Annotated in this window: 18 protein-coding genes, 1 pseudogene and 1 riboswitch; of the genes and pseudogenes, 4 read left to right on the top strand and 15 right to left on the bottom strand. The window is 67.5% G+C overall.

The features are described from left to right. Position 1: 1 nt before the first annotated feature. The 7 genes and pseudogenes from E1742_RS01320 to E1742_RS01290 all read right to left on the bottom strand — a co-directional run bounded on the left by E1742_RS01320 (position 2) and on the right by E1742_RS01290 (position 5,206). Complete coding sequence (locus tag E1742_RS01320) at positions 2-793, bottom strand: CbtA family protein (RefSeq protein ID WP_371860192.1); 792 nt, start codon at positions 791-793, stop codon at positions 2-4. Continuing rightward, positions 784-975, bottom strand: coding sequence for a CbtB domain-containing protein (locus tag E1742_RS01315; RefSeq protein WP_134383030.1), 192 nt, complete (start codon positions 973-975; stop codon positions 784-786). Before E1742_RS01315 ends, E1742_RS01320 begins: the two co-directional genes overlap by 10 nt. Positions 976-1,118: 143 nt before the next feature. Further along, positions 1,119-1,347, bottom strand: a riboswitch (cobalamin riboswitch). Positions 1,348-1,417: 70 nt separating this feature from the next. Further along, positions 1,418-2,065 carry a 5,6-dimethylbenzimidazole synthase gene (gene bluB, locus E1742_RS01310; RefSeq protein ID WP_134383028.1) on the bottom strand — a complete coding sequence of 216 codons (648 nt, stop codon included), beginning with the start codon at positions 2,063-2,065 and terminating at the stop codon, positions 1,418-1,420. A 31-nt stretch (positions 2,066-2,096) separates the two neighbouring features. Beyond that, positions 2,097-2,567, bottom strand: coding sequence for a MaoC family dehydratase (locus E1742_RS01305; protein ID WP_134383026.1), 471 nt, complete (start codon positions 2,565-2,567; stop codon positions 2,097-2,099). Then, positions 2,564-3,688 (bottom strand): acyl-CoA dehydrogenase family protein, encoded by a 1,125-nt coding sequence (locus E1742_RS01300; RefSeq protein ID WP_134383024.1) that lies wholly within the window; start codon positions 3,686-3,688, stop codon positions 2,564-2,566. Before E1742_RS01300 ends, E1742_RS01305 begins: the two co-directional genes overlap by 4 nt. 9 nt (positions 3,689-3,697) lie before the next feature. After that, a pseudogene (locus tag E1742_RS01295) lies at positions 3,698-4,887 on the bottom strand (acyl-CoA dehydrogenase family protein). Between the two features lie 109 nt (positions 4,888-4,996). Further along, positions 4,997-5,206 carry a hypothetical protein gene (locus tag E1742_RS01290; RefSeq protein WP_134383022.1) on the bottom strand — a complete coding sequence of 70 codons (210 nt, stop codon included), beginning with the start codon at positions 5,204-5,206 and terminating at the stop codon, positions 4,997-4,999. A 72-nt stretch (positions 5,207-5,278) separates the two neighbouring features. Here E1742_RS01290 and E1742_RS01285 point away from each other — a divergent pair, with 72 nt between their 5' ends. Beyond that, entirely contained in the window at positions 5,279-6,247 is a 969-nt protein-coding gene (locus E1742_RS01285; protein ID WP_134383020.1) for a diacylglycerol/lipid kinase family protein, read from the top strand. A gap of 108 nt (positions 6,248-6,355) precedes the next feature. Beyond that, entirely contained in the window at positions 6,356-7,294 is a 939-nt protein-coding gene (locus tag E1742_RS01280) for a GIN domain-containing protein (RefSeq protein ID WP_134383018.1), read from the top strand. Positions 7,295-7,310: 16 nt separating this feature from the next. Here the strand turns inward: E1742_RS01280 and E1742_RS01275 are convergent, their stop codons facing one another. Beyond that, the gene (locus E1742_RS01275; protein ID WP_134383016.1) at positions 7,311-9,530 is read right to left on the bottom strand and encodes an NHL repeat-containing protein; all 2,220 of its coding nucleotides are present in this window, start codon (positions 9,528-9,530) and stop codon (positions 7,311-7,313) included. A 56-nt stretch (positions 9,531-9,586) separates the two neighbouring features. Beyond that, entirely contained in the window at positions 9,587-10,306 is a 720-nt protein-coding gene (locus tag E1742_RS01270) for a PEP-CTERM sorting domain-containing protein (protein ID WP_229466413.1), read from the bottom strand. Between the two features lie 223 nt (positions 10,307-10,529). On the opposite strand from E1742_RS01270, the gene E1742_RS01265 reads away from it, so the two are divergent. Beyond that, on the top strand, positions 10,530-12,110 hold the full coding sequence (locus tag E1742_RS01265) for a catalase (RefSeq protein WP_134383014.1): 1,581 nt from the start codon (positions 10,530-10,532) through the stop codon (positions 12,108-12,110). A 58-nt stretch (positions 12,111-12,168) separates the two neighbouring features. Here E1742_RS01265 and E1742_RS01260 read toward each other — a convergent pair whose 3' ends face one another. From E1742_RS01260 to E1742_RS01240, 5 genes are all read right to left on the bottom strand, one after another. After that, entirely contained in the window at positions 12,169-13,002 is an 834-nt protein-coding gene (locus E1742_RS01260) for an aldo/keto reductase (protein WP_166793382.1), read from the bottom strand. After that, positions 12,999-15,224: a xanthine dehydrogenase family protein molybdopterin-binding subunit gene (locus E1742_RS01255; protein WP_134383012.1), complete on the bottom strand. Its 2,226-nt coding sequence runs from the start codon at positions 15,222-15,224 to the stop codon at positions 12,999-13,001. The genes E1742_RS01260 and E1742_RS01255 overlap by 4 nt, the downstream gene beginning before the upstream one ends. Next, positions 15,221-16,231, bottom strand: coding sequence for an FAD binding domain-containing protein (locus E1742_RS01250; protein ID WP_134383010.1), 1,011 nt, complete (start codon positions 16,229-16,231; stop codon positions 15,221-15,223). Before E1742_RS01250 ends, E1742_RS01255 begins: the two co-directional genes overlap by 4 nt. After that, positions 16,228-16,836, bottom strand: coding sequence for a (2Fe-2S)-binding protein (locus E1742_RS01245; RefSeq protein ID WP_134383008.1), 609 nt, complete (start codon positions 16,834-16,836; stop codon positions 16,228-16,230). The genes E1742_RS01250 and E1742_RS01245 overlap by 4 nt, the downstream gene beginning before the upstream one ends. A gap of 453 nt (positions 16,837-17,289) precedes the next feature. Next, positions 17,290-19,533 carry a carboxy terminal-processing peptidase gene (locus E1742_RS01240; protein WP_134383006.1) on the bottom strand — a complete coding sequence of 748 codons (2,244 nt, stop codon included), beginning with the start codon at positions 19,531-19,533 and terminating at the stop codon, positions 17,290-17,292. Positions 19,534-19,840: 307 nt separating this feature from the next. Here E1742_RS01240 and E1742_RS01235 point away from each other — a divergent pair, with 307 nt between their 5' ends. After that, entirely contained in the window at positions 19,841-21,811 is a 1,971-nt protein-coding gene (locus tag E1742_RS01235; protein WP_166793381.1) for a DUF4214 domain-containing protein, read from the top strand. 60 nt (positions 21,812-21,871) lie between these two features. Here the strand turns inward: E1742_RS01235 and E1742_RS01230 are convergent, their stop codons facing one another. After that, the gene (locus E1742_RS01230) at positions 21,872-22,420 is read right to left on the bottom strand and encodes a thymidine kinase (RefSeq protein ID WP_134383002.1); all 549 of its coding nucleotides are present in this window, start codon (positions 22,418-22,420) and stop codon (positions 21,872-21,874) included. Positions 22,421-22,450 lie beyond the last annotated feature (30 nt).

The raw sequence follows: 22,450 nt of genomic DNA, 5'->3' as shown, positions 1-22,450 counted from the left end.
GTCAGCGAGCGCCGTTGAAGCGATGGTGGAAGTGACCCGTCAACGCGCCCAGCGCCAGCCAGAAGGCTGCATTGGCCAGCGCGGAGGCGACGATAAATGCGCGCGCCAGCTCGGGCGGCGCGACACCGCCATGGACGGCGGGTTGCGGCGCACCGACCAGGTGCGGCACGGCCAGCAGCACGACGGCAAGCACCTTCAGCGACCAGTGACGGCCCCACACCAGCAGCGCCAGCGCCGCAGCCATGCCACCGGCGGCGCACAGCCACCACGCCTGCCGCGCCACCACGGGCGCCGCCTGCGTGCCGGGCAGTTCCGGCGGCAGCCCCAGCGATGGTGCGATAAAGAAGACGGCGTAGCCGGCCGCACCCCAGAGCAGCCCCTGGCGCCAGTTGCTGTCCTTGCCGCGCAAGGTCAGCACGGCCGACAGGAGCAGCGCGTAGCCGACCGCCATGCTGACATCGGCCAGCGCCGTGAACGCGGTACGCTCGAAGCCGGGCTCCGGCTGCCAGCCGCCGTGCTTGTGCCCATCTTTGTGCCCATCTTTGTGCGCATCTTCGTGCGCGTGCTCGTGCTCGTGCGCCTGCTCGTGCGTGTGCGTGTGCGTGTGCGCGGCGACGGGCTTCGCTTCGGCCGCGACCTCGTACGTCTCCGCGGTGCGGATGATTTCCGTCACCTGCAGATGCTGCACGCCCGTCAGCAGCAGCCCGGCCACGATGCCGGCGGCGGCCCCTGTGGCGACGATGCGGCTGAAGATGCCGGGGCGCCGCGTTGGCAGCGCAGGGCTCAGTGGCACGGGAAGCCCGCCGAGTGGCGGCTGTCGTGCGCCGCGTTGTGCAGTGCTTCCATCGGCGCAAAGCCGGCGCCGAACAACAGCACGATGCCTAGGCCGGCGGCCGCGAGCGCGGGCAGCAGCGTATCCTTGAGCGTACGCGGCGCGGTGCCGATATGGGACGTAGGGACGTTTGGTGCGGACATGGGAGCCTCCGGATGCAGGTCGGTGTTACCTTGGTTTTGCCTGGACTGGGGAGGATGGTGCGGAAGAGACGCTGGACGCCGGCGGGGCAAGGATTCATGCGGCCGATGCAGTTCCTCATCCGTATCGCCCTCCGCAATACAAACGCGCTGTACTGCTTCGGGCTGGTTTCCGGACTCGCGAGTGGCGTCGGCATGACCGCCTGGCGCCGCGCCTTCCCATGCATGACAGCATAGTGGCCGATTGCGGCACCTTCGACTCGCTTACCGTTGCGGGGGCAGCGTCGGCATTGCCGCCCTGGCAGGACGGCGCACCGACTTCCCAATTAAATCCGGACACGAGGGTGTGCGGATACCGGAAGCTAAACTACCGGCGCAGTATAGGTGCGCTCGCATGCATTTGCAAGCTTTGGCGCGGGCACCTGCCAGGTCAGGGACCTTCGGACTACCCGCCCCACCGGTTCTCGAACACGATGTCGGCCAGCGCGTGCCGCGCATCCCACCCCTCCATCTCCAGCATCGGCGCCGGATAGAACTCGGCCACATGGCCGACGCACAGCACGGCGATCGGCTGGCTTCCCGGGGGCATCGCGCACAGCTCGCGCAGCCGCTCCGGCTCGAACAGCGACACCCAGCCCACGCCGATGCCTTCCGCCCGCGCTGCCAGCCAGAAGTTCTGGATCGCGCACGCGGCCGACGCCAGGTCCATTTCCGGCATCGTGCGCCGGCCAAAGACATAGTCCTCGCGCCGGTCGATCAGACCGACGACGAGCACTTCGCCGCAGGTCAGGATGCCTTCCACCTTCAGGCGCATGAATTCACCGGAACGCTCGCCCAGCGCGGCGGCCGTGCGCAGGCGCTCCGCATCCACCTCGGCGTGGATCGCGCGGCGCAGCGCGGGATCGGTGATGCGCAGGAAGCGCCACGGCTGCATCAGGCCCACCGAAGGACCATTGTGGGCTGCGGCGATGAAACGGGCCAGCTGGTCCTGCCCGATCGGACCGGGCACGAAGTGGCGCACGTCGCGGCGCTCGCGGATGGCGCGATAGACGGCTTCGATCTGGTCGGGTGGATAGGCGTTTGGATTGTGCATCGCCGCATTGTACCCACGCCCGCGCGCCGCGTCAGTAGCGCCGCATCACGAACTCTGCCACGCAGACGGGCTTGCCGCGCCCTTCGTTATCTTCGCTCTCCATCGTCACGTGCCACACGACCTGCACGCAATCGGCCAGCGGCTCGACGGCGGCGATGCCGAAGCGGCCGCGGAGGCGGCTTCCCGACGGCACGGCGGCCGGGAAGCGCACCTTGTTGACGCCATAGTTGACCGTCAGCCGCGCTTCCCCCAGCGACACGCAGCTGGCCAGCATTGCCGGCAGCAGCGACAGGGTGAGGAAGCCGTGCGCTACCGTGCCGCCGTAGGGCGACTCCGTTCTTGCCCGCTCGGCGTCGAGATGGATCCATTGATGATCGTCCGTGACGTCGGCAAACGCTGCGATGCGACGCTGGTCGATGTCGAACCAGCGCGATACCGCCACCTCCTGGCCCACGGCCCCTTGCAGGGCCTCGGGCGTGTCCAGCAGGCGCGGCGCCGTCATGCTGCCTCGGCAAAGCCCGGCTGGGCGATAAAGCGCTCGAGGTGGTGGTCCACGTCGCCCAGCGTCAGGCCGATGGTGGTCAGGCGCTTGAACAGGTGGGCGGCCGGCAGCTCGTCCGTCACGCCCATGCCGCCGTGCAGTTGCACGGCCTGCTGGCCGACGAACTTCGCCGCCTGGCCGACACGCGCCTTGGCGGCGGAAACGACGCGGCGGCGCTCCTCGGCATCGCCTGAGTCCACCTTCGCGGCCGCCAGCATCGCCATCGAACGGGCCTGCTCCAGGTGGATGAACATGTCGGCCATGCGATGCTGCAGCGCCTGGAACTTGCCGATCGGCGCGCCGAACTGCTGGCGCGTCTTCAGGTAGTCCAGCGTGGCCGCAAACAGCGCGTCCATCACGCCGATGGCCTCGGCGCACAGCAGCGCGGCGCCATAGTCGGTCGCCGCCTCCAGGATCGCCCAGCCCTGCCCCGGCGCGCCCAGCGGCGTGGCGGGCGCGTGATCGAACGTGACGGTGGCCGCCCGCAGGCCGTCGATGGTGCGGTAGTCGCGCACGACGACACCGGACGTATCGGCATCGACGACGTACAGGGCAACGCCGTTACCCATGCCCTCGCCCGCGCGGGCCGAGACGATGAAAGCATCGGCCTGCCCGCCATGCAGCACGACCGTCTTGACACCGCTGACAGCCGCGTTGTCCGCGCCGCCCGTGCCGACGGCCCCGATGGCCGCCAGATCATGGCGCGAATCGTGTTCCGTCAGAGCGCATGCCAGTTTCAGTTCGCCCGTCGCCACCCGCGCCAGCATGTCCTCCTGGCCGCCGGCGAGGCGCAGGAAACGCGCACCGAGCACGGTGGCGAAGTAAGGTTCCACCACGAGGCCGCGGCCCAGCTCCTGCATCACGACCAGCATGTCGACGGCCGTGCCGTCAAAGCCGCCCTGCGCTTCCGGCACCGGCAGGGCCGTCATGCCCAGGTCGACGAGCGTCGCCCATGCATCGGGCGACGTGCCCGCATCGGAGTGCACGATGCGGCGGCGCGTCTCGAAACTGTAGTCGCGCTCGATCCAGCGGCGCAGCGCGTCCGCGAACTGCTGCTGCTCTTCCTTGTATGCAAAGTCCATGCTGACTCCTTACAGGCCCAGGATCATCTGGGTGATGATGTTCTTCTGGATTTCGTTGGAACCGCCGTAGATCGATGTCTTGCGGTAGTTGAAGTAATAGGCCGCCAGCGGCGCGGCATCGTCGTCGCCGCCCGCGGCGTGTTCCGTCTCGCCGTCCAGATAGGCCGGGTCGAACGGCAACGCGCCAGGACCGGCCGCCTCGATCATCAGTTCCGTCAGCGCCTGCTGGATTTCCGTGCCCTTGACCTTCAGCACCGAAGCCTGCGGGCCGGGGCCCTGGTGTTCCTGCGCGATGGTGCGCAGCACCGTCACCTCCAGCGCCATCAGTTCGATTTCCACGTTCGCCACCTTCGCGGCAAACAGGGGGTCCTGCAACAGCGGCCGCCCGCCCTTCTGCTGGCGCAGCGCCAGCGCCTTCAGGAAACCCAGTTCGCGCTTGGAGCGGCCCACGGCGGCGATGCCGGTGCGCTCGTGACCCAGCAGGTACTTGGCATACGTCCAGCCCTTGTTTTCCTTGCCGATCAGGTTATCGACGGGCACGCGCACATTGTCGAAGAAGACCTCATTGACCTCGTGGTCCTCGTCCAGCATGACGATGGGCCGTACCGTGATGCCGGGCGTCTTCATGTCGATCAGCAGGAACGAGATGCCTTCCTGCTTGCGCACCGTACTGTCCGTGCGCACCAGGCAGAAGATCATGTCGGCATGCTGGGCCAGCGTGGTCCACGTCTTCTGGCCGTTGACGATGTAATGGTTGCCTTCGCGTACCGCCGTCGTCTTCAGCGACGCCAGATCGGAACCGGCGCCAGGCTCCGAATAGCCCTGGCACCACCAGTCGTCGCAGTTCAGGATGCGCGGCAGGTGATGGGCCTTCTGCGCGTCGCTTCCGAACGCCATGATGACGGGAGCGACCATATTCACGCCGAACGGCAGGATCGGCGGCGTGCCGGCGCGGGCGCACTCCTCTTCCCAGATATGGCGCTGCGTGGCGTTCCAGCCTGGCCCGCCGTATTCGACAGGCCAGGCCGGCGCGGCCCAGCCCTGGGCGGCGACGATCTTGTGCCAGCGCACGAAGTCGTCCTTCGACAGGCGCAGGTGGCGGCGCACCTTGTCCTGCAGTTCGGGGGCAGGTTCGCATCGAGGAAGGCTCGCACGGTGTCGCGGAACGCCACGTCCTCGGCGCAATAGTTCAGGTCCATATCGTCTCCATGGTTGCGTCGCCTTGAAAAAGCACGATCGTTCCAAACGATTCTACCCCAGTTTCCGGCCGTGTGAACGCGTCCGCACGAATGAATCTCAACCGATGTATCAGACGAACGGATAGCGGCCGACGGCGGCGTCGTGACAGCCCTTGCTGCCGATGATCCGGGCCGGCGGGCCGCGGATGTCGGCATCCTCGGGCAGCTGGGCCAGGCGCACGGTCACGCTGTGGAAATCGTGGCGCGGCTGCCAGCCCAGCGCGTGGCGCGCCAGCGAGTTGTCATAGAGACGGTCCAGCCCAGGGCTGGCCATTTTCACCCCGTATCCAACCGTCGCGCCCCATCGGCCCCGGCAGTGGTACAGTGCATGCCTACTTATTAAATTGCTATCATGCCAGCCACCACATCCGCACCGACGCCCGCTTCCGATGCACCGCTCTTCATCCTGCTCAACGCCGGCTCCGGCGCGGCCGAAACGGACGAGCGGCGCGCAGCCATCGAGGACGTGCTGCAAGCGGCCGGCCGGCGCTTTCACCTGGAGCTGCTCGAGGACCCGGAAGGCATCGACGAGCAGGCCCGCGCCCTGGCGGCGCGCGCGCGCGACGAAGGCGGCATCGTGGTGGCGGCAGGCGGCGACGGCACCATCAACGCCGTGGCGCGTCAGGCCGTCGAGCATGGCTGTCCGTTCGGCGCCCTGCCACAGGGGACGTTCAACTACTTCGGCCGCACGCACGGCATCCCGCAGCACCTGACCGATGCCGTGCACGCGCTGCTGCGCGCGTCGATCCGCCCCGTGCAGATCGGTACCGTCAATGGCCGCATCTTCCTGGTCAATGCCAGCATCGGCCTGTATCCGAAACTGCTGGAGGAACGCGAGCACGACAAGCAGCAGTATGGCCGCAGCCGTTTCGTGGCCGCCCTGTCCGCGCTGAAGACGCTGGTACTGCCGCACCGGCGCCTGCGGCTGTCGCTGGAGGCGGAAGGCAAATCGCTGCACCTGCGCACCTCGACGCTTTTCGTCGGCAACAACCGCCTGCAGATGGAGCAGGTGGGACTGACAGGCGTCACGCCGGACGTGGCCGACGGCGAACTGTCCGCCCTGGCGCCCAAGCCCGTGGGCAAGCTGCGCATGCTGCTGCTGATGCTGCGCGGGGCGCTGGGCAAGCTCGCGGACACGGACGACCTGGTGGCCTTCGGCTTCCGCCGCATGACGGTACGCACGCCGCTGTACGGGCGGCGCCGGCTGAAGGCGGCGGTCGATGGCGAAGTGCTCCATCTGACGACGCCGCTGCAGTTCGAGGCGCTGGAGGGCAAGCTGCTGCTGCTCGTGCCGGGACCGGACGACGCGGTGCCGGGCTGACCTCCGGCCGTTGACCACAACGCGCTTCATTCCCCGCAGACGCCGTCCGTCCCGCGAATCCGGCCGTCCGTCGCGCCGCTGCATCCGCCGGGCACCTTCCCCGCTACCATGGACGCATCCAATAACGACAAGGGGATCTCCATGCGCCAGCGTACCGCTTTCACGCTTTCCTGTTCCGACACGCTTGCCCGCGTGCTGTGCGCCGCCGCCATCGGCAGCGCGACGCTGCTGACGGGCTGCGTCATCGTCGTTCCCGGCGGCTCCTGGTCGTCCGACAGCACGGCCATCAAGGGCGACGGCCGCATCGCCATCGAAACGCGCCCCGTGACGGGACTCACCGCGCTGGAAGTGGAAGGCCGCCGCCGGCTCGACATGCAGGTGGACGTGCAGGTGGGCGGCACGCCCGGCCTGACGGTGGAAGGGGACGCCAACCTGCTGCCGCACCTGCACACGGATGTGCGCGCAGGTGCGCTGCGCATCTGGAGCGACAGCGAGGCGGTGGCCACGCAGCCCGTAAGGATCCGTTACACCTTGCCGCGGCTGGAGAAGCTGGAAACATCCGGCTATGCCAGTACCTACGTGGGCGGCCTGGCGAACGACACGTTCCATGTCGTGCAGCGCGGCTCCGGCCGGATCGAACTGCGCGGCCGCGTCGCGCGCCTTGACGCCGTCAACAGCGGCTCAGGCAGCCTGCTGGCCGACGCGCTGGAAGCGGGCAGCACGCGCGTGACGATGAACGGGTCCGGCCGCATCAGCCTGGGGGCGGTGCGCGGCGACGAACTGCGCGCCGGCGTGTACGGCTCGGGCGAGCTGACGGCACGGGGCGACGTGCGTGCCGCGGACGTGTCGGTGCACGGTTCCGGCGACGCACACCTGGCCGGCCTGCGCAGCGAGCGCGCCGATCTGGCCACGAACGGCTCCGGCAGCATCGACATCGCCGTCTCCAACCGCGTGCAGACGCAGACCAACGGATCCGGCCGGATCACCGTGTATGGCGACCCGGCCGAGCGCGGTGTGCTGGGCAAGCGCACGACGTTCGTGCGCTGAGGTTCAGTTCAACGCGTCACTCCACCGCGATCGCCAGGTCGCGCCCCTCCGTCGCCACGTTGCCGGCATAGTCGGCCGCGAAAATGCGCAGGGTGTAACGGCCCGGCGCGATGGACGACACGTCCCAGGCGCCGGGCGTGACGCGGCCGTTCGCCAGCGTGTTGTGCAGCGCGTAGGCAAAACGGGTGGCGGCACTGCCGTAGACCGTGATGCCGCTGCTGGGCGCATAGACGACCTTGACGGCCTCCTGGTTGCGCGGCATGCGGTCGTACGTCTGCGTGATGCGCGGCCGCTCGTAGCCGGGAACGGCGCTGCCATCCTCACGCAGCAACTGGTAGCCCAGCCGATACAGGCCGAGGCGGCGGCGTGCCAGGTTGCCATCCATCTGGTCGTAGGCATCGACGACGATGTCCACCTTGCCCAGGCTGCGCGGCACCCTGACGGCGCCCGTCGGCGTAGCCTCTTTTACCTCTTTCTCCTTCTTTCCTTTTTTCTTCCTCGGCTCGCCCCGCTGCCCCGGCAGCCGCTTGCCGCCGTCGGCCAGCAGCACGACGCTCTGGATGCGCGGCGCCACGGTGTCGCGCAGGCCGACGAACGGCAGGCCGAGCGGATTCTCGACGCTGCCGCCGGGGTAGTAATCCAGGTGCACGTGCGCCATCGCGTTGATCGTGCCGAGGCGGTCGCCGACGGCGAAGCGGGTGCCGCGCGGCACCCGCACACGCTCCGGCTTGCCCCGTTCGTTCAGCAGCACGCGAAAGCGACCGCCCAGCGGCGCATCGCGCCGGTCGCGCCCCACCTTCATGTGGATATACGACAGCGTGCCCACGGCCATGCCTTCGGACAGCGTGCCATACCCCCAGTTGGCGTAGGGGTCCGCAATCTTGGCCGGCGCGATGGCGACCACGGCGTCGCCAACGTCGGCCCGCACGTCCAGCCCCATATGGAAATGGTCGCGGCTCTCGCCATCGAAATTGCCGCGCACTTCGCCCATCAGCCCCACCACCTCGTGCGGCGCGTCCTGCGGCAACACGGGCCACGGCATCCGCTGCGGCTTCGGTGCCGGCGCGGTCACGACGGCGGCACTGGCGGCGGTCACGGTCGCAGCGGCCGGCTTGCCACCCGCTGCCGTCAGCCGCACCACGCGCAATCCCAGCCCCTCGGCCGCGATGACGCTGCCGTCGGCCTGCACTGCCAGGCCGCGCGGGGCGTACAGCTGCACGCTGCCGTCGCTGCCGTAGCCCGGCTCGATCTTCTGGTCGGCATCGCCCAGCGGACGGTATTCGCCGTCCGGTGCCAGTTGCAGGATGCGGCCGTTGGCCGACGCGATGTACAGCCAGCCGTCGCGGGTGGCGGCAACCGCCACGGGCCTGCGCAGCGCCGGCCGGCGTTCGCCCTCGGGCGGCACGGCCACCGTCGTGACGGTGCCGTCGGTGCCGATGCGGCGTATCGCCTCGTTGCCCGTATCGGCCACGAACAGCGTGCCATCGCGCGTGACGGCAATGCCGCACGGCGTGTCGAAGCGCGCGGCGGCGCCGACGCCATCGGCGTCGCCGGGCCGCGCCCCGCCCGCCACGGTGGTGACGGTGCCATCGGGCGCGATGCGGCGGATGCGGTCGTTGTACGAGTCGGCAACGTAGACGACACCGGCATCGTCCACCGCCACGCCGACCGGGCCATTGAAGCGGGCCGCGGCGCCCTTGCCGTCGGCGTCGCCCGGCTGGCCGTTGCCGGCCACCGTCGTCACCGTGCCGTCCGGCGCGATGCGGCGAACGGCATGGTTGCCGGTGTCGGCCACGTAGAGGTTGCCCAGGTGGTCGCGCGCCAGCGCGGACGGCGTATGAAATGCCGCCGCCGCGCCGCGGCCATCGCGCAAGCCTTCCGTACTGCCGGCAAGGGTGGTGACAGTGCCGTCCGGGGCGATGCGGCGGATGCGGTTGTTCTCGCCGCCGTCGGCGATGTAGACGGTGCCGCGCGGATCGACGGCCACGCCGAACGGATCGCTGAAGCGGGCGGCAAGCGCGGGCCCGTCCGCAAAGCCGGCGCCGCCGGTGCCCGCCAGCGGCGTCACCCTTGCGGTCCAGAACCGTTGGGTATGGTCCTGCCGCGGGGTCAGCACGGCCGTGGCGGTGGCCGTGGCGGTGTCGGCAGGCGCCGCGCGCCAGGTGGCCAGCAGCGCGGTCCCTGCCGCGAGAACGCCGGCACCCGCCAGCGCTCCGATGATGAGCTTACGATTCACTTGCGCCCGTCGGGAAGTTGCATGAACCGCAAGCTTAGCAGAACGCCCCCGTGACGTCAGGCGGGTCGGCGGCGCCGAGCCGTCAGCGCCAGTGCGCCCAGGCCTGCAGCCAGCATGGCCCACGTCCCCGGCTCGGGCACGGCGGCCACGTTGAAGGTCAGCGTCACGTCGCCCAGGCCGATATCGGCGCTGGAGCCGTTCCAGTAGATGTTGCCGCTGACGGGATCGTAGTACAGCGCGCTCTCGGCGTAGTTGTTGACGTAGGCGTCCAGGCGCAGCGCGAACGGGTCCGTCAGCGACAGGTTGTCGCCATCCACCGCAAGTTCCGTGTAGCCCGTGAAGTTCTGTACGTATGCGGGACCGTACGTGGCCGGGCCGACGGCAAAGCTCATGCGCAGGAAGTTCTCGGCCAGGCCGGGCGTGTCGCCCTGCCCTTCCGCCAGCGCGCCGTTCAGCGTGGCCTGCAACGTGATGCCGGTCACGCGGTAGCCGGCGTTGACGGCGATATCGTAGCTGTTGGCCCACGTCGCGTAGCCGATCGCGTTGGGCTGGCCGCCCGAGTCGACGCCGTGCGCGCCCAGCTCCGCGGCCATCCCGGTCAATGCGATGCGCACGGTTCCCGCCGTTTCGGAGATCAGACTGGCGCCGGCATAGTCCTCGCCGGGCCGGCCCTGCAGCGTGAAGGCAGTGGTCTCGATGGTGGGGACGGCCGCGTGGGCCAGGGAGGTGCACAGCAGCGCCGCCGCGATGGCGGTACGGGTCAACGTCAGACGCATGGTTTGCTCCATATCAAAACAATAACAAGGAAGCACGAATTCTATGTGACCGGCACGCACAAATCTTTCATCAAATTGTCACCACGGCGGGTCTTTTTGTAACGGGCCGCGTGGCGCCGGATGTCCTCGCGGACGCCGCCTTGTCCGTGCCGACGGTAGAATCGTCCGACGCGCGCCGCGCCCGCGGCGCACTCCCGACATCGAATTCCGAGAGGACCGCAATATGAGCGACAAGCCGCAACAGCAGAATGAACGACCGGACAACGACGACACGGCACGCCCGATCCTGACGACCCGCCAGGGCCACCCCGTCCGGGACAACCAGTCGCTGCGCTCCGTGGGCGAGCGTGGCCCGGCCACGCTGGAGAATTACCACTTCATCGAAAAGATCTCGCACTTCGACCGCGAGCGCATACCGGAACGCGTCGTGCATGCGCGCGGCGCCGGCGCGCATGGCTATTTCGAAGCCTACGGCAAGATCGGCATCGATCCGGCCAGCAAGTACACGCGCGCCCGCGTGCTCAATGAAACGGGCGTGCAGACGCCCGTGTTCGTGCGCTTTTCCACCGTCATCGGCGCCAAGGATTCCCCGGAAACGGCGCGCGACCCGCGCGGCTTCGCCGTCAAACTGAAGACCGTGGACGGCAACTGGGACCTGGTGGGCAACAACCTGAAAGTCTTCTTCATCCGTGACGCCGTCAAGTTCCCCGACATGATCCACGCCTTCAAGCCGGACCCGGTGACGAACCGCCAGGAGCCGTGGCGCTTCTACGATTTCGTCTCGCAGTCGCCGGAAGCGCTGCACATGGTCACCTGGGTCAAGAGCCCGTGGGGCATTCCCGCCAACTACCGCGAGATGGAAGGTTCGGGCGTGAATACGTACAAACTCGTGAACGACGAGGGCGTGGCCCACCTGGTCAAGTTCCACTGGCAACCGAAACAGGGCGTGCGCAACCTGACGGCGGCGCAGGCTGCCGAGATCCAGGCCAGGGACGTCGGGCATGCGACCAAGGACCTGTACGACGCCATCGAACGGGGCGACTATCCGGAATGGGAATTCTGCGTGCAGATCATGAGCGACGACGACCATCCCGAGCTCGATTTCGATCCGCTGGACGATACCAAGCGCTGGCCCGAAGACCGCTTCCCGCTGCTGCCCGTCGGCCGCATGGTGCTGAACAGGAATCCTGACAATTTCTTTGCCGAGACGGAGCAGTCGGCCTTCGGCACGGGCGTGCTGGTGGACGGCATCGACTTCTCGGACGACAAGATGCTGCAGGGGCGCACGCTGTCGTACTCGGACACGCAGCGGTACCGCGTGGGCCCGAACTACCTGCAGCTGCCGATCAACGCGCCGCAGGAGGCTGCCCGGGCCCACACCAATCAGCGCGACGGCCAGATGACGTACCACGTCGACGACGGGGGCGCCAACAAGCATATCAACTACGAGCCGAGCGGCCTTGGCGGCCTGCGCGAGGCGCCGCGGCCGGCCAAGGAATACGAGCAATGGGTGGAAGGACGCCTGGGGCGCTACCAGACATCGCGCACGCTGGACGATTACCGCCAGGCCGGCGACCGTTACCGCACGTTCGAGCCGTGGGAACGCGATGAACTGATCAGCAACCTGGGCGACGACATGCGCCAGTGCCCCGAACAGATTGCGCTGCGCATGGTCTGGCACTTCTGGCATTGCGACGAGGACTACGGCCGGCGCGTGGCCGAGGCGGCCGGGATCGACCTGGAAAAGGCCAAGGCGCTGGCGCCGCTGCCTGGACGGGCGGCGCCGCATCAGGCGCTTGAGTAAAAGCTGAGGGCAGGCATCTCAGGGTGGAAATGCCCTGAGATGCCTGTCGCCGGTATATTTACGCTCCGAAGGTATCCGGATCCGGCCCCACCCGCTCGCCGCGGTCGAGCTGTGCCAGCGCGCTCATGTCCTCGTCGTCCAGCGCGAAATCGAAGATCCGGGCATTGCTGCGGATGCGGTCCGGGTTGGACGACTTCGGGATCACCAGCACGCCCTGCTGCACGTGCCAGCGCAGGATGATCTGCGCCGGTTCGCGGCCATGTTTGGCGGCCAGCCGGCCGATGTCCGGATCGGTGAGGGCTTTGCCCTGCCCCAGCGGACTCCAGGCCTGCGTGCGCACGCCCAGCACGCCGTTGGCCGTGCGCAGCTCGCCCTGCTGCAGCCATGGATGCAGCTCGATCTGGTTCACGGCCGGCAGCTGGTGCGTTTCAAGGAACAGCCGCTGCAGCTCGTCGCCACGGAAGTTCGACACGCCAATCGAACGCGCCAGCCCCTGCTCGCGCAGATGGATGAGCGCGCGCCACGTCTCGACGTATTTGTCCAGGCTTGGAATCGGCCAGTGGATCAGCAGCAGGTCGACGTAATCGAGGCCCAGGCGTTCCAGGCTGGCGTGCAGCGCATCCTGCGCTTCCTGGTAGCCCTGCGCATCGTTCCAGATCTTGGTGGTGACGAACACGTCGGACCGGGGCAGGCCGGACTCGCGCACGCCCTGCCCCACGCCTGCCTCGTTGCCGTAGGCGGACGCCGTGTCGATCAGCCGGTAGCCCTCCTGCAGCGCGCAGCGCACGCAGGCCGCCGCCTGGGCGTCGTCGTCCTGCCACACGCCCAGTCCCAGCTGCGGGATGCGGTGGCCGTCGTTCATTTCAATCATCGGCGATGCCATGTCGGTCATGGTGAGTTTCCCTCCGTATCCGGCTGAGCCGCCAGCAGGTCTTCCAGTTTGATGGGCAGGTCGCGCACGCGCACGCCGGTGGCATGATAGACGGCCGCCGCGATGGCGGGCGCCACGCCGGCCAGGCCGATCTCGCCGATGCCGCGCGCGCCGTACTCGTTCAGCGCCTTGTCGGGATGCGCCAGGAACGTGACGTCGACCTGCGGCGCGTCGGCATGCGTGACCAGCACATAATCGGCCAGGTTGCTGTTGACGGGCGCGCCGCTGCGGCGGTCGTAGTAGGTTTCCTCGAACAGCGCCATGCCCACACCCATGTGGACGGCGCCCTCGATCTGGTTGCGCCCCATCTGCGGATTGACGATGGTGCCGGCGTCGATAACGGTTACCACGCGGCGCACCGCCAGCCGGGCGATGGCCGGCTGCCAGGCAACCTCGACGAAATGGCAGCCATACGAATGGATCGAGACGTCCTTCGCGTGCGCGTCCTCGGAACTGGCCGGCGAGTCGCCATTGCCGACGATACTCGCCGCGCCGATGCGCCGCAGCAGGTCGCCGAACGGCACGGCGCCGCTGCCGTCCGCCCGCGTCACGGCACCGCCGGCGAACGCCAGCAGGGCCGGCGCCGTGCCGGCGAAAGGCGACTCGCCCGCCGCGGCGGCGCGCCCGAGCAGTTGGCGGACGGCGTCGCGCGCGGCCGCCTCCACCGCCGGGATCAACGAAGCGGTGGCCATCGAGCCGCCCGACCAGGGGCCGGGCGGCAGCGCCGTGTCGCCGATCTCCACGGTGACGCGATCGACATGTACGCCGGTCGCGCGCGCGGCCATCTGTGCCAGCACCGTATACGTGCCGGTGCCGATGTCCTGCGTAGCGCATTGCACCGTCACGCCGCCATCTTCCCGCAACAGCACCTTTACTTCGGCCGGACGGCGCTTGGCCATCCAGCTGGCCGCTGCCATGCCCCAGCCGAGAATCGTGTCGCCTTCGCGCATCGAACCGACGGCCGGGTTGCGGCGCGCCCAGCCGAATTTCGCGGCACCCAGGTGCAGGCATTCGCGCAGGTGGCGCGACGAGAACGGCACGTCCTCCATTTCATCGTGTCCCGGCTCATTGGCCAGGCGCAGCGCGACTGGGTCCATCCGCAGGCGGACCGCCAGTTCGTCCATCGCCGACTCCAGCGCGAACAGGCCCGGCACGGCACCGGGTCCGCGCATCGACGTGTTCGGGCCGACGTCGCGCGCGCTGGGGCCGCCCGCCACGCGCAGGTGCGGTGTGCTGTACAGGTAGCCTGTCGCCTCGCCACAGTTCTCTTCGTTTTCCTCGCCGCGCGCGATGTGCCACAGGTAGTCGTGCCGCAGCGAGACCAGCTTGCCATCCGGCTGCGCAGCCAGGCGCACGCGCTGGCGCGTTTCGGCACGGTGGCCCACATTACGGAACATCATCTGGCGCGAGATCACCAGCTTGACGGGGTGCCCGGCCAGCCGCCCGGCCTGCGCGGCCAGCAGCGAATGGTGCCACGGCCACAGCTTGCCGCCGAAGCCGCCGCCCAGGTACTCCGTGATCACGCGCACCTGTGCCAGCGGTACGCCCAGCATGGTCGCCACGACGGCACGGTGGTTGACGATGGCCTGTGTCGTCTCGTACAACGTCAGCGCGCCGCCCTGCCAGTGGGCCACGGAGGCGTGCAGCTCGATCGGGTTGTGCGTCTCCGGTGGCGTGCCGTACCACTCGTCCACCTGCACGGGGGCGTGGCCGAACGCGGCATCAGGGTCGCCCCGTTCCGTGTCCGGCTCCGGCGGCTCGTCCGGTGCGCGGATCGGCGACACGTCCGCCGTCGCCGGCGCATAGGCAACATTGACCGCGGCGGCGGCCGCGCTGGCCCGCTCGAACGTGTCGGCCAGGACCAGCGCTACGTACTGGCCGTAGTAGCGCACTTCGTTGTCCTGCAACGGCGGGCGGCGTTCGTCGATGCGCAGCTTGCTGTCGTCCGGCAGGCGGCGCAGCGAGCCGAAGTTTTCGTGCGTATAAATGGCGTGCACGCCGGGCATGGAGGCTGCGGCGGCGCTGTCGATCGCCTCGACGTGGCCCCGCCCGATCGTGGCGCAGACGGGCACGCCCACCAGCATGCCGGGGAAATGACGGTCGGCCGTGTAGTGGGCATGGCCGCTGACTTTCCTGGGGCCGTCGATGCGCGGCAGCGGCGTGCCGATGATGTCGGCGCTCATGCCGGGTCTCCCTTGCTGACGGTTTGCAGCGCATGCACGAGGCAGCGCCGCGCCAGTTCGATCTTGAAGTCGTTCTCGCCATGGCCGCGCGCATTGCGCACTGCCGCCACGGCCGCGGCCTGGAAGTTTTCCATGCTTGCCTTTTGCCCGTTCAGTACTGCCTCGGCTTCCGGCGCACGCCACGGTATCGTGCCCACGCCGCCGAGGGCGATGGCGACGCGCCGGACACCGCCATCGCCGGGCGTCAGCACCACCGCGCTTGATGCCAGCGCGAATTCGTACGACGCGCGGTCGCGCAGTTTCAGGTACGTGGAACGGCTGCCGGCGGGCAGGGGCGGCAAGGTCACGTGCGTGATCAGGTCACCCGGCGCCAGCACCGTCTCCAGATGCGGCGTGGCACCCGGCAGCAGGAAAAACTCGCCGATGGGGATGGCCCACACGCCGTCGCGGCCCGTCACGTGGATGGTGGCATCGAGCGCCATCAGCGCGACGTTCATGTCGGATGCATTGCTGGCGATGCAGTGTTCGCTGGTGCCCAGCACGGCCAGATTGCGGTGGTAGCCGCCCAGCGCGGAACAGCCGCTGCCGGGCACCCGCTTGTTGCAGGCCATCGCCGTGTCGCGGAAATAGACGCAGCGGGTGCGCTGCAGCAGGTTGCCGCCCGTCGTCGCCATATTGCGCAGCTGGACGGAGGCACCGGACAGCAGCGCCTCGCTCAGCACGGGCCAGCGCGCGACGATGTCCGGATGGTGCGCCAGCGTGGAATTGGTGACGAGTGCGCCGATGCGCACGCCGCCGTCGGGCAGCATGTCGATGCCGTCCAGGCCGAGCCGGCGCAGCTGGATCACTTCGTCAGGCTGTTCGACGCTCAGCTTCATCAGGTCGAGCAAGGTCGTACCGCCGGCCAGGAAGCGCACGGTGGCGCCCTGCTGGGCCGTCGGCGAACGGGCGGCCATGGCAACCGCCTGCTCGACGGCGCCGGCGCGTTGCAGTGCGAACGTCTTCATTCGTTACCGCCTTTCCGTACCTGCTGGATGGCCGCGACGATGTGCGAGTAGGCCCCGCAGCGGCACAGGTTGCCGCTCATGCATTCGCGCACGTCGGCGTCGTTCGGCCCGCAGGGCTCGTTCAGCAACGCCGTGGCGGACATGATCTGCCCGGCCGTACAGTAGCCGCACTGGAAACCGTCATGCTCGACAAAGGCCGCCTGCATCGGGTGCAGCCGCCCGGGCGCACCCAGGCCTTCGATGGTCGTGACTTCGTCGCCCTCATGCGCCAGCGCAAGCGTCAGGCAGGCATTGATGCGCTGGCCGTTGACGTGCACCGTGCAGGCGCCGCACTGGCCGTGGTCGCAGCCCTTTTTCGTGCCCGTCAGGTGCAGGTGGTCGCGCAGGTAGTCCAGCAGCGTCGTGCGTACGTCCACGTCCATCTTCTGCTCGACACCGTTGACGACAATAGGGACCCCGGCCGGGCCCAGCGGCTTGACGGGCGTGCCGTTATTTTGTCCAGATCCGGCTGCCCCGCTGGTCGCGGTGCTCGCGCCGGCAAAAGCGAGAAACTCGCGGCGTGAAATGGCTTCCTCGGGCGGCTGCCCGGTTGGCTGGTCCTGCATGGTGCCCCCTTGAAACTCGACTACATCGGAGCAGCTATCTTAGCGGGGTGACAACGAAGCCTGCGCACGGTTGAACCATGAACAATTGCCGGAATTCGCGGCGCCAGGGCCGGCGGAAACGCAGCACCTCGCACGCCTTCGCCTGCGGCGCCCGTAGCGGGCAAAAAAAAAGCCCACCGGAGACCGGCGGGCTGAATCTATTTCCTTGGAGGAGAATAGAGGAGACAGGTGCAGTATGCTGCGCCGCGACAAAATCCGCCAGTTTATTGTAGTGATACTAGATATCGTTCTTACGCATAACACGGTATCAGGCCCGACATTCGGACTAATCCAGCCCCCCGGAGGCTGGGCCCGTGTCCGGACGCCGGCCCTGACCCCGAAAAAAAAGGAGGACCGGGTGGTCCTCCAAGTGCTGATCGGGTCGCCCATACTGGCGCGATGAATGTCGACTGATTAACGGTCCGACGTGTACGGCAGCACGCGCGAAGCCAGGCGTGTGTCGGTCTTCAGCAGGCCCACTTCGTCGGCCAGGATGTGCACCGCTTCGTTGAGCAGCACGTCCTTGGCGTTCTTGGCCGCTTTCTCCGCTTCCAGTTCCGCCGCCAGCGAGCGCTCGTCACCCTGCAGGCCGTCGTCGGTCCGGCTGGCCCCCTTCACCGCCGCCGCCTGCCTGGCCGCCTTGGCACTGGCCGGCTTGGGCGAGACCGCCTGCTTCAGGCCTTCCTTCGGATCGGGCACGAGGATCGGATCGTCCGGGGACGGCGCGGCGGCCAGGCGGGCTTCGCGCAGCTTGGCGCGCGCTTCCTGCTGGTCGCGTTCCTTGCGGCGCGCCGTCTCGTTCAGCGAGATCATGTTTTCCTTGCGCTGCTTCTTGACGTAATTGATGTCGTCCACCAGGTACTGGAAGTCCTTGTCCTTCGCCACGCGGGCCTGGTGCTTCTTTTCCAGCAGCGGCACGATGTCCTTGACCTCGCCGGCGGGAATGTAGACGGCCGGCTTGATCACCGTGTACGGCAGCGCGTTGTCATAGCTCGACTCGCCGAAATTCTCGGCGTCGGCAATCGTCGGCAGCTTGATGTCCGGTGTCACGCCACGCAGCTGCGTGGTGCCGCCATTGATACGGAAGAATTGCGCAATCGTCATCTTCAGTTCGCCCAGGCGCGCCTTGTCGCCCTGGCCGAAGCGGTCCAGGTTGATCAGCGTCTGCACGGTGCCCTTGCCGAAGCTCGGCTCGCCGATGATGATGCCGCGGCCGTAATCCTGCATGGCGGCGGCGAAGATCTCCGACGCCGACGCGGAACCGCGGTTGATCAGCACGCCCACGGGGCCGTCCCACGCCAGGCCCGGAACGGTGTCGTTCTCGACCTCGACCTTGCCTTCCGCGCTGCGCTGCTGCACGACGGGGCCGCGGTCGATGAACAGGCCCGTCAGTTCGACCGCCTCCGTCAGCGAGCCGCCGCCGTTGTTGCGCAGGTCGATCAGCACGTTGTCGACCTTTTCCTTTTTCAGCTCGGCAAGCAGGCGGGCCACGTCGCGCGTTGCGCTCTTGAAGTCCTTCTCGCCCTTCCGGCGCGCCTCGAAGTCCATGTAGAACGTCGGCAGCGAGATCACGCCGACGCGACGCTTGACGGTGCCGTCGCGCACTTCCATGATGGTTTTCTTGGCCGACTGCTCTTCCATGCTGATCTTCTTGCGCACCAGCGCGATGGTCACAGGCTTGCCGTCCGGACCCGCATCGGCCGGCAGCATCTGCAGCCGCACCGTCGAATCCTTCGGCCCACGGATCAGCGCGACGACGTCGTCGATGCGCCAGCCCAGCACGTCCGTGAACGGGCCGGTGCTGCCCTGGCCGACGCCCATGATGCGGTCGCCCACCTTGATCTTGCCGGACATGCCCGCCGGGCTGCCCGCCACCACTTCGCGGATGACGGTGTAGTCCTCCCGCGTCTGCAGCACGGCGCCGATGCCTTCCAGCGACAGGCGCATCTGGATGTCGAACTGCTCCGAAGCGCGCGGGCCCAGGTAATTGGTGTGCGGCTCGATCGACATGGCGTAGGCGTTCATGAAGATCTGGAACACATCCTCATTGTTCAGCTTGCGCGAACGGCTCATGTAATTGGCATAGCGCTTGTCCAGCATGTCGCGGATGGCCTTGTCGTCCTTGCCGGCCAGCTTCAGGCGCAGCCAGTCGTTCTTGACGCGCTTGCGCCACAGGTCCTTCACTTCCGTCTCGTCCTTCGGCCACTCGGCCTTCTCGCGGTCGTACTGGTAGCTCTCGTCCAGGGTGAAGTCGGGTTTGCTCTTCAGCAGCTCGCGGGCATAGGCGATGCGCTCGGCAAAGCGCTGCTGGTAGAGGTTGTAGATATTGAACGGCAGCTGCAGGTTTTCGCCGACGATGGCGTCGTCGAGCTTCTGTTTCGCATCGGCGTACTTGTCCAGGTCGGCCTGCACGAAGAACAGCTTTTCCGCATCCAGCGACTTGAAGTAGCGGTCGAAGATCTTCTCCGACATCGCATCGTCCAGCGGCGTGGCCTTGTAGTGATAGCGCGACAGCACGCGCGACGCCCAGACGGCGGCCTGGGTCTGCTGGGCAGCCGGCTTCAACGGCACGTCGGCCGCCTTGTCGGTAGGGGCGGCGCCCGCATAAGCGGACAGGATTGCCAGCGACATCGCGGCCAACAGCATTTGCTTCTTCATCGGCGTACTCCGGAAAAACTAAAATAACGATCTGCCGACGGTTCCGGCCCGAGACCAGCCCGTCGCGACACAGTGCCGGACCTATTCTACAGAAGAAACGCACGGGAGGAACCGTGCCCGGTCCGGACAGGTAAAGAGTGTCGGGGCGCACGCTTAAGCACGGATTAAACGCGGCACGCATCGATGCCGCGGGGACATCAAATTGCGTAAACTTTGGTGTCGCATTATTGCTGCGTGTGAATAATCGTGACATTTGGACACAACCGGGCGGTGTATACTGCCCGGTTTGATGACCACAGGTGCAAAGATGGCGGACGATTACGCAGACGATGCCAGTACAAGCGGCTTCCTTCCGGTCAACGGCAGCGTGACGGGCCACATCGACTCGGAAACGGACGCGGACTGGTTTCGCCTCGACCTGAAGGCCGGGGCAGCTTATGCGTTCACGGCCACGGCCGCCGACGGCAGCGAGCCTGGCATCTATGTCTATGGCAGGGGCGGCATCCCGTACATCATGTATACGAATGCGCCCGGCTACCTGAACACGAATGTCCTGACCACCCCGTACAGCTGGGTGGACGACGACCAGTTCTACCTCTACGTCAAGAACGCCCATGCGGTCGACTATACCGTCGGCGTGCGCCGGCTGGCCGACGACTACCTGAACGATATTCGTGCGGCGATCCCGCTTGCCGTCGGCACCAGCGTCGGCGCCCAGATCGACTACCGCGGCGACGAGGAGTATTTCCGCGTCGCCGCGGTGAAAGGGTCGACCTACAAGATCAGGCTGACGGCCGACGGCGGCGTGCTGCCGACAGATGCGGCGCTAAAGATTACCGGCTCTTATGGCTGGGCCGACATCTCTTACTCGACAGAAAATGGTGCGGCGGTCATGACACTGAAGGCGGCCGAGACGCAGGACTACTACGTCATGGTCGACACAGCCCCGGACGTCGCGGTGGCCGCTCCAGTGAAGTATCACGTGGCCATGACGGGCAATGTCGTGACGCTGCCGCCGGACGATTATGCCGACAGCTTTACCGCGGCACAGCAGCTCGCGCCGGGCGGCATGGCCCACGCGCGCCTCGACTATGCGGGCGACGAAGAATACTTCCGCTTCGCCGCCACCGCCGGCACCACGTACACGATCCGCCTTGCCGCGGACAGCGGCGTGCTGCCATCCGACGTCAAGCTGTGGCGCGCATCGGTCGAGAGCAACCCCCAGGCGGACGCCTACCTGGACGGCACGACCATGGTCCTGCAGGTAAAAGCGTGGTCGAGCGGCACGATCTATATCGGCGTCGAAGCGCGCGAGGGTTCGCCGCTGGCCGCACCGCTGCCCTATCACGTCACGATGACGACTGCCAGCGCAACCACGCCGCCACCGGCCACGGACGCCACCCCGCCGACCCTGCGCACGGTCTCGGGTACCGTCGATGGCGACCTGACGCTGACGTTCAGCGAAGCGCTCAAGACGGACGAAGGCAGGATCGAATTCTACGACGCCGGCGGCAACATCTCCAGCGCGGTGTGGCTGTTCCAGCCGTCCGTTACCGCACAGGGTGGCGCAGTGACGTACCATCCGCTGCATAACATGCTGGCCGGCACCTATACGCTGAAGCTGGTGGGCATTACCGACCTGGCGGGCAATGCGCTTAACGCCAGCACCTCCCTCGTCCTCGACAGCACAGCCGACGGCGGCCATGCGGTCAGCCGGCCCGGTCCGCTGGTCGGGTCCGGCGACAACGACAGCGCCGTCCTCCAGGGCTGGCTGGAGGATTACACGATCGCCCGCGTGGCGGACGATGTGTACGATATCGGCGGCTGGGGCGCGACAACCCGGGCGGAAGGCATCGAACGCGTCATGTTTACGATGAGCGACGACGTTGTCGCCCTGTCGCAAAAGGGCCAGCTGGGTCAGGCCTGGCGCCTGTACCAGGCCGCCTTCGACCGCGCGCCGGACAAGGGCGGCCTGGGCTACTGGTTGTCGCAGCAGCAGAAAGGCCTGAGCCTGGACGACGTCGCGCAGAACTTCCTGCAGAGCAAGGAATTCGTCGAACGCTACGGCGTCCAGAGCAACGCGGAATTCGTCAGCACGCTGTATCACAACGTGCTGCACCGGGAAGGCGACGCCGGCGGCTTCGCCTTCCACGTCGGCACGCTGGACGCGGGCGCATCCCGCGCCAATGTCTTGAGCACCTTCAGCGAAAGCCCGGAAAACCAGGCCCAGGTGGCCAGCCTGATCGGCAACGGCATCGTCTACACGCCGTACGGCTGAAGCACCGGCGCACAGCCCTGTCGGGCGGGACGCGATGCGGACCGCCCGACAGGGCTCACATCACGTGGTGTAGAAACAGCGCCCGCAAGCCTGCCGGTAGCGCTCGTTCCCGCCGATACTGATCTGCTCACCCTCGCGGATGCGGCGTCCCGCCTCGTCCACCCGCACGTTCATCGTCGCCTTCTTGCCGCACGAGCAGATATTCTTCAGTTCCTCGATATCGTCCGCCAGCGCCAGCAGGTAAATGGAGCCGGGGAACGGCTCGCCGCGGAAGTCCGTGCGCAAGCCGTAGCAGATCACCGGCACGCCCTGCACCTGCGCCAGCTGGTGCAATTGCTGCACCTGCGTCACCGACAGGAACTGGGCTTCGTCCACCAGCACGCAAGCGACGCGCTCCAGCGCGAGGAAATCGGTGTCGGCGTCGAACGTCCCGACGTCGCGCTGCAGGCCCAGGCGCGAGGTGATCTTGCCGACGCCGAAGCGGTCGTCGATGGCGGCCGTGAACAGGCGCACCTGCTGGCCCTGCTCTTCATAATTGTGCGCGACCTGCAGCATCGCGGTCGACTTGCCCGCGTTCATCGCGGAATAACGGAAATAGAGTTTTGCCACTGCGGTTCGATGGTTCGTGTTGAATGGGAG

The sequence above is a fragment of the Pseudoduganella plicata genome, assembly GCF_004421005.1.
Classification (GTDB): domain Bacteria; phylum Pseudomonadota; class Gammaproteobacteria; order Burkholderiales; family Burkholderiaceae_D; genus Rugamonas; species Rugamonas plicata.
Note: the sequence above shows the minus strand (reverse complement) of the source record. Positions and strands in the feature narration are given on the sequence as shown.

Coding starts and splice junctions, on each gene's coding strand:
- E1742_RS01315 (WP_134383030.1), bottom strand. CDS start 975: ATGTCCGCACCAAACGTCCCTACGTCCCATATCGGCACCGCGCCGCGT.
- bluB (WP_134383028.1), bottom strand. CDS start 2,065: ATGCACAATCCAAACGCCTATCCACCCGACCAGATCGAAGCCGTCTAT.
- E1742_RS01305 (WP_134383026.1), bottom strand. CDS start 2,567: ATGACGGCGCCGCGCCTGCTGGACACGCCCGAGGCCCTGCAAGGGGCC.
- E1742_RS01300 (WP_134383024.1), bottom strand. CDS start 3,688: ATGGACTTTGCATACAAGGAAGAGCAGCAGCAGTTCGCGGACGCGCTG.
- E1742_RS01285 (WP_134383020.1), top strand. CDS start 5,279: ATGCCAGCCACCACATCCGCACCGACGCCCGCTTCCGATGCACCGCTC.
- E1742_RS01280 (WP_134383018.1), top strand. CDS start 6,356: ATGGACGCATCCAATAACGACAAGGGGATCTCCATGCGCCAGCGTACC.
- E1742_RS01270 (WP_229466413.1), bottom strand. CDS start 10,306: ATGCGTCTGACGTTGACCCGTACCGCCATCGCGGCGGCGCTGCTGTGC.
- E1742_RS01265 (WP_134383014.1), top strand. CDS start 10,530: ATGAGCGACAAGCCGCAACAGCAGAATGAACGACCGGACAACGACGAC.
- E1742_RS01260 (WP_166793382.1), bottom strand. CDS start 13,002: ATGACCGACATGGCATCGCCGATGATTGAAATGAACGACGGCCACCGC.
- E1742_RS01255 (WP_134383012.1), bottom strand. CDS start 15,224: ATGAGCGCCGACATCATCGGCACGCCGCTGCCGCGCATCGACGGCCCC.
- E1742_RS01250 (WP_134383010.1), bottom strand. CDS start 16,231: ATGAAGACGTTCGCACTGCAACGCGCCGGCGCCGTCGAGCAGGCGGTT.
- E1742_RS01245 (WP_134383008.1), bottom strand. CDS start 16,836: ATGCAGGACCAGCCAACCGGGCAGCCGCCCGAGGAAGCCATTTCACGC.
- E1742_RS01240 (WP_134383006.1), bottom strand. CDS start 19,533: ATGAAGAAGCAAATGCTGTTGGCCGCGATGTCGCTGGCAATCCTGTCC.
- E1742_RS01235 (WP_166793381.1), top strand. CDS start 19,841: ATGGCGGACGATTACGCAGACGATGCCAGTACAAGCGGCTTCCTTCCG.